3 protein-coding genes are annotated in these 2550 nt (G+C 51.5%); 2 read left to right on the top strand and 1 reads right to left on the bottom strand.

What is annotated here, in order from left to right; translation table 11 throughout:
* Positions 1–330 precede the first annotated feature (330 nt).
* On the bottom strand, positions 331–549 hold the full coding sequence (locus ACSVHP_RS22855) for a hypothetical protein (protein ID WP_198129632.1): 219 nt from the start codon (positions 547–549) through the stop codon (positions 331–333).
* Between the two features lie 1207 nt (positions 550–1756).
* Between ACSVHP_RS22855 and ACSVHP_RS22850 the strand changes: the two genes are divergently transcribed.
* Together ACSVHP_RS22850 and ACSVHP_RS22845 are read left to right on the top strand one after the other, a co-directional pair.
* Complete coding sequence (locus ACSVHP_RS22850; RefSeq protein WP_021243043.1) at positions 1757–1984, top strand: YgdI/YgdR family lipoprotein; 228 nt, start codon at positions 1757–1759, stop codon at positions 1982–1984.
* A gap of 365 nt (positions 1985–2349) precedes the next feature.
* Positions 2350–2535: a Rop family plasmid primer RNA-binding protein gene (locus tag ACSVHP_RS22845; RefSeq protein ID WP_013772937.1), complete on the top strand. Its 186-nt coding sequence runs from the start codon at positions 2350–2352 to the stop codon at positions 2533–2535.
* The last annotated feature ends 15 nt before the right edge of the window (positions 2536–2550 follow it).

Raw genomic sequence — 2550 nt, 5'->3', positions numbered from 1 at the left:
CGCCATGCTGAACGCACAGATAGGCGAGGAAAATGCGTGAAAATCGGTGAACGGGTGCGCAATTCAGTGCGCGGCCGTGAGGCGATGGCGGGGTGTCGGGGCGCAGCCCTGACCAGGGTATTTGTGATGCCGGCGCGTGCGCGGTATTACAAATGCACATCCTGTCCCGGAACGGACACCGGGAAACAGCAAAAAAAACCGGGCGGCACGCCCGGAACTCAATCAAGTTAGATTAGATTACTCTCACTCGTCCATAACAGCATCATGGAACGACGACCACCGTCCGTGACGGCCGCCTCGTTTAAGTATGGACAGAAATACAGAAAATGCTCAGGACGAAATGTAATGAATGCGAACGGATTCAAGAAATTCGAGCATGACAGTCCTTACGGCCGGTTCGGTTTCAGACAAAATCTGCCGGTATGCATCCAGCATCATGGCTCCGGCATCCCCTCCGGCACGCCGTAGCCAGACCGAAACAACGGACACAAGCAGGTGTCGCTCATCATCACTAAGAGTCATCAGGGCTCCGGAAGAAAAACCAAACATGGCTTACCTACTGTTAACGGCAACGCAGAAGAAAGGTTTACAGGGTAGCGGGCAGGGATGAAAAAAAAAAAATTGCAGTCAGGCCGGAACGGCTGCTGAACCGGTACAGGCGGGTTCCGGGCGCAGCGCCGGACCAGTCACGGAGCACTAGCGGAGTGTATACTGGCTTAAGATGTAGCATGGCAGTAACACATAGCATTAATGCCACATAAGACAGGCGCAGAAAGTGAAAGAAAACGCGTCAGGAGAAAATGTGATACAGAATATATTCCGCTTCCTCGCTCACTGACTCGCTCCGCTCGGTCGTTCGGCTGCGGCGAGCGGGACGGGCTTACGGATGGATCAGAAATTTCCTGGGGGATGCCAGGAAGATACTTAACGAAGAAAGCATAAGGCCGCGCCAAAGCCGTTTTTCCATAGGCTCCGCCCCCCTGACAAGCATCACAGAATCTGACGCTCAAATCAGTGGTGGCGAAACCCGATGCGGCTTAAAGATACCAGGCGTTTCCCCCTGGTGGCTCCCTCGTGCTCCCCCGCATTCCTGCCTTTCGGTTTACCGGTGTCACTCCGCTGTTATGGCCGCGGTTTCTCATTCCACGCCTGACACTCAGTTCCGGGAAGGCAGTTCGCTCCAGGATGGACTGTATGCACGAACCCCCCGTTCAGTCCGACCGCTGCGCCTTATCCGGTAACTATCAACTTGAGTCCAACCCGGAAAGACACGACTAATCGCCATTGGCAACGGCCATTGGCAAACAGGATGTGCGAGAGATGTCTCAAGAGTTCTTGAAGTGGCGGCCTTAGTGAGGCTACACTGAAAGGACAAATTTGGTGACATGTCTCGCACAAGACTGTTACCACGGTTAGGGGATCTGCCAGGATTACCTAACCTTCGAAAAACCACCTGCCAGGGTGGTTTTTTCGTTTACAGGGCAAGAGATTACGCGCGGAAAAAAAGGATCTCAAGAAGATCCTTTATAAATTAGACATCCAACCTCACAAAGAGGAATACTTAAATCATCTTGGTATATGTATCGGCCGGATTACATCTCATATAAGCCTCCTCCCCGCCTGACACCACACTTTGACCATAGCACCTCGCGCCTAACTCGATATACAGCCCACCATCAAGCCTCTTTTCACATAAAAAATGACCTATAGTTAGATGGTTAGTGACCAAAACTGATATGGATAAAAGGAGCTGGCTTTGAAAAAGATTTTTGTTTCAGTGTTCGCAGCGGCAGTTGCGCTTTCAGCCCTCACCGGCTGCACGCGCACAAGCTATGCCATACACACCAATGACGGTCGCACTATTGTCAGCGACGGCAAACCTAAAGAATCAGACTCAGGCCTGCTTGGCTATACAGACGCGAATGGTGTCAAACAGCAGATCAATAAAACCGACGTTAAAGAAGTCTCCGAAATTCCGCACTGAGCATCTTCTCCGAAAAAGGCCGCTAATGTGGCCTTTTTCTTTACCTGTGGTTCTCCGCCAAAATCCCAGCAAATTGCATCACCAAAGCTAAAAGCTTTCAGGGTTGTCTAAAAAGCACAAGACATAAGAGGAAGTGCGGTATTTTATAATCAAGCCCCCAAGAATTTACCATAACATCCGTTGCCCGCACCGCCTGAGACGCGTTCAGCGCGTTCCTGACGAAACCATGACAAAAACCACAACAAACCACCCCGGAACCCGTCAGAAACGCGCCTGTTAAATTTTAACGGCATGCATGACTATGCACCAGAATGACGCCATGCTCTTTTCACGCAAAAATCATCACCAGACGGGGAAAATCACCAGTGACCAGACAGGAATCCGCCGCCCTCAATATGGCCAAATTTATCCGCGCACAGACACTTCTCCTCCTTGAGCGGCTCGAGCAGATGGATCTGGATGAGGCTGCCGGCTGCTGTGAGCACCTGCACGATCAGGCCGAAGCGCTTTACGCCATGCTGAACGCACAGATAGGCGAGGAAAATGCGTGAAAATCGGTGAACGGG

Source organism: Enterobacter sp. 186315 (assembly GCF_053290175.1).
The sequence above is the reverse complement of the archived record's forward strand: the minus strand, read 5'-3'. Positions and strand labels throughout refer to the sequence as shown.